The sequence below is a fragment of the Deinococcus marmoris DSM 12784 genome (assembly GCF_000701405.1).
GTDB classification, from domain to species: Bacteria; Deinococcota; Deinococci; order Deinococcales; family Deinococcaceae; genus Deinococcus; species Deinococcus marmoris.
This window is the reverse complement of sequence record NZ_JNIV01000161.1, coordinates 1-5,937: the sequence shown is the minus strand read 5'-3', so window position 1 is coordinate 5,937 and position 5,937 is coordinate 1. Positions and strand designations below refer to the sequence as shown.

The 5,937-nt window shown below is 62.7% G+C and carries 6 protein-coding genes and 1 pseudogene; 4 read left to right on the top strand and 3 right to left on the bottom strand.

Going from position 1 to position 5,937, the window contains the following annotated elements; genetic code table 11:
- Positions 1–329: pseudogene (locus Q319_RS29225) on the bottom strand (IS1 family transposase); the annotation flags it as partial.
- Between the two features lie 245 nt (positions 330–574).
- Between Q319_RS29225 and Q319_RS0122100 the strand changes: the two are divergent.
- The 4 genes from Q319_RS0122100 (at position 575) to Q319_RS0122085 (ending at position 4,534) form a co-directional block, all read left to right on the top strand.
- A complete protein-coding gene (locus Q319_RS0122100; RefSeq protein ID WP_051655682.1) occupies positions 575–1,450 on the top strand; it encodes a carbohydrate ABC transporter permease in 876 nt (291 codons plus the stop codon).
- A gap of 11 nt (positions 1,451–1,461) precedes the next feature.
- On the top strand, positions 1,462–2,265 hold the full coding sequence (locus Q319_RS0122095) for a carbohydrate ABC transporter permease (protein WP_029484572.1): 804 nt from the start codon (positions 1,462–1,464) through the stop codon (positions 2,263–2,265).
- A gap of 124 nt (positions 2,266–2,389) precedes the next feature.
- Entirely contained in the window at positions 2,390–3,610 is a 1,221-nt protein-coding gene (locus Q319_RS0122090; RefSeq protein WP_029484571.1) for an ABC transporter substrate-binding protein, read from the top strand.
- 72 nt (positions 3,611–3,682) lie between these two features.
- Entirely contained in the window at positions 3,683–4,534 is an 852-nt protein-coding gene (locus Q319_RS0122085; protein WP_051655680.1) for a sugar phosphate isomerase/epimerase family protein, read from the top strand.
- Between the two features lie 219 nt (positions 4,535–4,753).
- Here Q319_RS0122085 and Q319_RS0122080 read toward each other — a convergent pair whose 3' ends face one another.
- Both Q319_RS0122080 and Q319_RS0122075 read right to left on the bottom strand, forming a co-directional pair.
- The gene (locus Q319_RS0122080; RefSeq protein ID WP_029484569.1) at positions 4,754–4,966 is read right to left on the bottom strand and encodes a hypothetical protein; all 213 of its coding nucleotides are present in this window, start codon (positions 4,964–4,966) and stop codon (positions 4,754–4,756) included.
- A 367-nt stretch (positions 4,967–5,333) separates the two neighbouring features.
- Positions 5,334–5,937: transposase (locus Q319_RS0122075; protein WP_034416342.1), on the bottom strand; the 604-nt coding region annotated here is incomplete at its 5' end.

Genomic DNA, 5,937 nt, shown 5'->3' with positions numbered 1-5,937 from the left:
CGCGCAGCGTGTTCACCTGCGATGCACGCCAGCCGGGAGACGGTGGTGCGGTGGGTGTGGGTGAGTTCAGCGGTCTGCTTGAAGCTGTTCCCGCGCGTCACGTGCTCCACGATGCTCTCCACTCGCTCACGGGGAAGCTTCACATTCCAGAGGGCGGTGCCTCTGAGTTCACTGAATTCCCGGGCGCAGGTCGAGCAGCGGAGCAACCGGCGTGGCCCCGAGCGCGTGTCGTACCACTTGCGGTGACGAATATTCCCGAGACCTGGCTGGCCAGCGGCTGGACAGGCGGGGTTGAGGCAGCGGAAACTGTCGAGTGAGGGTGATTGCATCCGTCCGGGGATACGCCCCGGACGCCCCTCATGTCAGGCATGTCGGTTATGATTCCAGCCTTCTACCCGGGATGAGTGTGTCTGCAACAAAGTGACATGGGCGTGTCTGCCCGCTGGGATTTCATCCTCTTCCTTGTCAGCGGTTTGTGACTTGCAGTGTGCTGATATGCCGCGTCTAACGTCAGGGCATGAAAGCCAGTCTGATCTCTCCGGCTCGCATCCGCATAACTGGACAGGGTAGGCGCATGCCGGGCGCGCTGCTGGAACTGCTGCGTGCCGCACCGTACCTGCTGCCCGCACTGCTGATCTTCGTGGTCTTCACCTATTACCCGCTGGCACGCGTGCTGTACCTGAGTCTGACCGATGCGGACATGCTCAGCGCTCCAAACTGGGTGGGCCTCGCCAATTACCGTCAGCTCCTGGCAGACCGCGAGTTCTGGAGCAGCCTGGGCATCACCGCCGTATTTGCCGTGGGCGTCACGGCCCTGGAAGTGGGCCTGGGCCTGGCCCTGGCCTTCCTGATGAACGCCCGCACGCGCACCCAGTCCCTGCTGCGCGGCGCGGTGTTTGCCCCAGTGGTGGTGTCGCTGGCGGCCACGGCGGTGATCTGGAATTACCTGCTCAATCCTAATTCCGGGCCGGTGAATCGGCTGCTGGAGGGGCTGGGCATTGCCGGCCCTGGCTGGCTCAGTGATCCACAAACGGCGCTGGCCTCGGTGATCCTGGTGGCGGTCTGGAAGGGGGTAGGTCTGCCCGCCGTGCTGTTTCTGGCCGGGTTGCAGGGTCTGCCCGCCGAGTTAGAGGAGGCGGCGGCGATCGACGGCGCTTCCCGCGCCACCATCGCCCGGCGCATCACCATTCCGCTGCTGGCCCCCACCACGGTGGTCGTGGTGTTTATCTCGCTGATCGGCACTTTCCAGTCGTACGGGCTGGTGCTGCTGCTCACGAGCGGCGGCCCGGCGGGGGCCACCAATCTTCTGGGCTACTCCATCTACCAGAACGCCTTCGTGTTCTTTCAGATGGGCCTGGCCAGCGCCCTGAGTGTGGTGCTGTTCGCGCTCCTGCTGACCCTGGGAATCATCCAGCTCAAGCTGGCCGAACGGCGGGTGCATTACCAGTGAAGACGTCCAGGATGACCCGCTTCGGTCAGGAAGCCCTGTCACTCGCCGTGATTCTGATCTTCCTGATGCCGCTGGTCTGGATGCTGCTGGCCGCCTTCAAGCCGCAGCAGGAGGTCTTCATCGGCGGCTTCTGGCCCAGCGCGTGGCAGTGGCACAACCTGGCCGACGCCTGGAACAGCGCCCCCTTCGGTCGCTACCTGCTCAATTCGCTCTTGATTTCGCTGACCACCACGGCTGCCGTGCTTCTCAGCAGCGCGCTGGCCGCCTACGCCTTCGCGCGCATGCGCTTTCCACTCAAAGCCTTTCTGTTCGCCGTGGCGCTGGGCACGCTGATGATTCCAGGCGACGTGCTGCTGATTCCCAACTTCATCACTGTGCGGCAGTTCGGCTGGCTCAACAGCTATCCGGCGCTGATCGTGCCGTTCGCGGCCAGCGCATTTGGGGTCTTCCTGCTGCGTCAGGCGTTCCGGCAGACGCCCGTGGAACTGGAGGAAGCCGCGCGGCTGGACGGCGCAACGCCCGCCCAGTATCTGTGGCGCATCCTGCTGCCGATCAACGCCCCAGTGCTGAGCGCGCTGGGCATCCTGACGTTTCTCTCGTCGTGGAACGCGCTGGTCTGGCCGCTGGTGGTGACCAGCCGCGACGATTTCCGCACCGTGCAGGTGGGCCTCGCCAGTTTTTCCAGCCTGGAGGGCAGCAACCTGCCGCTGGTCATGGCCGCCACCCTGATCGTCATCGCCCCAGTGATGATCGCCTACGCGCTGGCCCAGAAGTGGTTTATCGAGAGTGCCGCCGCCAGCGGCCTGAAAGGCTAGCCCCACCTCGCTAGCCCCCATTCCTTGAGTTTTACAGACGTGGACGCCCCATTCTCCCACCGTCTTCTGAAACTGCTCCGCCGCCCCCGTCCGTCCGCCCCCTGCCCACCTCTGGAGGAGTCCCATGCCACGTTTACTGATCCTGAGCGCCACCCTGCTGACTGCCACGCTGCTGTCCACCGCCTCGGCCAAGACTGAGATCACGTTCCTGTACGGCCTGGGCGGTGAGCTGGGCAAGGCCATCGAAAGCATGATCAAGGACTTCAACGCCGCGCAAAACGACGTGACCGTACGCGGCGAATTTGCCAACACTTACGAGGGCGTGGTGCAAAAAGCGCTGGCTGGGATCGCCGCCGGACAGCCCGCCGGGGACGTGATGCAACTGGAGGTGGCCTACGTGCCGCGCATCGCCGCGTCGGGCGCGCTGGTGAACCTCAAGGCGCTGCCTGGTTTCCAGACCTCGTTCAACGCCTTCTGGCCGGTGTTCAAGACGCAGGTCAGCCGCGAGGACGGCGCGGTCTATTCGATGCCCTGGAACAACTCCAACCCGGTGCTGTACTACAATCCCGAACTGCTGAAAAAGGCCGGACTCAGCGCCCCGCCGCGCACCTACCCGGAACTGCGCGTGGCGGCCAGGAAGATCACGGCGGCCACGGGGGTTCCGGCCATCGCCCTGTCCTCGTTTCCCTGGGTGCTGGAGGGCGCGGTCTGGAGCAATGGCGGCGAGATGGTGGATAACGGCAAGCTGCTGCTCGATCAGCCTGCGGCCAAGGCCGTCATCACGGACTGGGCAGGTTTTTTCCGTGACGGCAGCGCCGTACTACAAAGCCCGAACACCAGGGCCGATTTCGCGGCGGGCAAGGTCGCCATGCTCATGGATTCGGTGGCGGGCAGGCCGGGCCTGAAGGCCAGCGTGCCCTTCAAGTTCGGCACCGCGCCGCTCCCGTACTACAAGAAACCCGTCGTGCCGGTGGGCGGCGCGACGCTGGGCATCAGCAAGGGCAGCAGCGCCGACAAGCAGCAGGCCGCGTGGACGTTTATCCGCTGGCTGGCCCAGCCGCAGCAGCAGTTCACCTGGATCAAGATGAGCAATTACGTGCCCATCACCCGCACCACCACCAACCTGCCTGCCTACAAAACTTATGTGGCAAGTGAAAAGGGTCTGGAAATTGGCGGCCAGCAACTGTCGTATGCCCGCCCTCGCCCCTCGACGACAGGGTACGTGCAGGGCACCCAGGAAATTATCAAGTCCCTGGACCGGATTTTCCTGCAAGACGCCCCGATTGACGCCACCCTGAGCGATCTGGTTCAGCGCACCCAGCCGCTGTTCAAGGACACCAAATAATCCAGGAATCAGGGTCATCCACGACTCACCCGGATACCGTCCCAATTCCCTCTCTCCCCTACGAGGTCAACCATGACTGCAACACAACCCAAACCCCAGGCTCCAAACACCTCCTTACTTGCCACGCTGGGCGCGGCCATGCCCCTTTCAGCCGTCGAGCAGCACCGCGACTGGCTGTTCGCGGGCCGTGATCTGGAATTGCAAGACCCGGTTTCACATGAACTGCTCGACGGTGACTGGCGTGCCCACGCGGGGCGCACCCGCGAGGTGCTGGACGGCTTTACGGGTCGTCTGGGCATTCACGGCCCGTTCTGGGGCCTGACCCTGATGCCGCGTGATCCCGCCGTGCGCGAGGTCAGCCTGCGCCGTCACAGCGCCGCACTGGCCTACGCGGGCGAGATCGGCGCAACGCATATGGTGGTTCACAGTCCCTTCGATTTTTTTGGGCATCCGCTGGTGTCGCACACGGCAGCTACCGGTCTGGCCGAACAACTGGACATCGTTCAGGACATCCTTGAAAAGCTGCTGCCCCAGGCCGAGGCAGTGGGCTGCACGCTGGTCATGGAAAACATCCGCGACACCAACCCCACGCCGCTGCTGACCCTGGCCCAGCGCATGGATCATGACCGCCTGCGCCTGAGCATCGACGTGGGCCACGCCCACCTGATGCAGCGCGTGGGCGGCCCCACCCCCGAAGCCTGGATTCGCACCGTGGGCGAGTGGCTGGGCCACGTCCACTTGCAAGACAACGACGCCATGAACGACTGGCATTGGCCCCCCGGCGATGGTCAGATCCACTGGCGCGGCGTGCTGGCCGCTCTGGCGACGGTGCAAAGCCAGCCGCGCCTGATCATTGAGGTGGGATCGGCGCACCTGGAGCGCGGCAAAGCCTACCTGGAAAGCTTGGGGACTGCAAAACTTTAGAACCGAACAATTTCCGGTTAAGCCGCACTGGGAGCGGGGCAAGGATGATTCAAGGGTCTGAGGTTGCTTTCGGTCATTCGGATCTTCCGCAATCCCAATGCAGCCCTCAGAACAAATGGACGCCCGCACGATCATTCACGTGTTGTCCTCAGCATTGACGCGCTCCAAGGCAGCGCGTCTCTTCTATGGGCCGACGTCCTGACATCATGCGTGCCGTCGTCAAGACTTCTCGTCATCCTGATCATCATCGTGCTCGACTTCGAGACGAACGATGTGCTGCCCGGCCAAGTGATACACCCATCCCTTTTTCTCAACGGTGAGGACACCTCCCGCCGTCATGGCTTTTTTCGCCTCGGCGATGGTCTTGTCAGCCGCTCCCTTGATCACGATCTCTTCTCTGTCAATCTGAATAATCCGTAGTTTGGTTGCCATACCTGAAAATACCGCTCGTTTGACCATTTCGTGTCATGGGTCACATGCGTGATGGCGGGGTCTCCTGCACTTCATATGGCCAGGCCAAACTGGAGGTGGCTGCATCACGAAATCGGAGAGGTTCGGTACTCACGCTAGCGCCTGCGGCAGCCACCAGCCCACCAGGACGCTACGCAACGTCCAGATCAGGAGTCGCACCCAATTTTAAGCCGAGTATTACACTGAACCGGATGGACTGGTACTCGGTCAAGCTGGTCTTCCAGACTGAGCAATATTGCGTCTACTGGCTCGCATGGAGTAGCGCAGGTCTTTCACGGCTCCCATGTAGCGTAAGTTGAGGGCAGGCCAGAACCCGGCCGTCAGGTGCTCAGTAGCTGACAACTTCAGTTTCCGGCTGTCTCAGTGCAGGAAAAGGACTTATCAAGATGCGCAGAATCTCGCCGATTCTCTCTGGAATCCACCGCAGCACATGGCGCAGTTCTTCCGAGCCGTAGCGCACCAGGCTCATGGCCTTCCGGCCATGGGCCAGCACCCGGATCGGTTTTACCTCATGCCGCCAGACGCCCACTCTGAGGCAAGCCAACCAGGCCAGGGTCACCAGACCGAACAGTCGCTCCAACCGTGTGGGGTCTGTGACTCCGGTCCGCTCCAAATTGAAGCCCCGCGACTTTTGCGAGCCAAATGTCGATTCGATGGTCCAGCGAAGCCTGTACAGCTGCCACGTTTCCCACACGTGAAAGTCCGTCGCGATGATCACCAGATCACCTGTGGGTGACCTGGTGGCCACTACCCGCATCACTTCACCGAAGACCGTGGTCCGCTCCGCGATCATCCGGAACTGACCGGGCTGCAGATCTTGGAACCACTCTGCGGCTGACAGCTCGTCCAGCACCGTATCCTTGCGAATCCGAATGGCCCGGCGAATGCCTTTCCGGCGCAGGAAGCGAAACCACTCGGCACCGATGAACTCC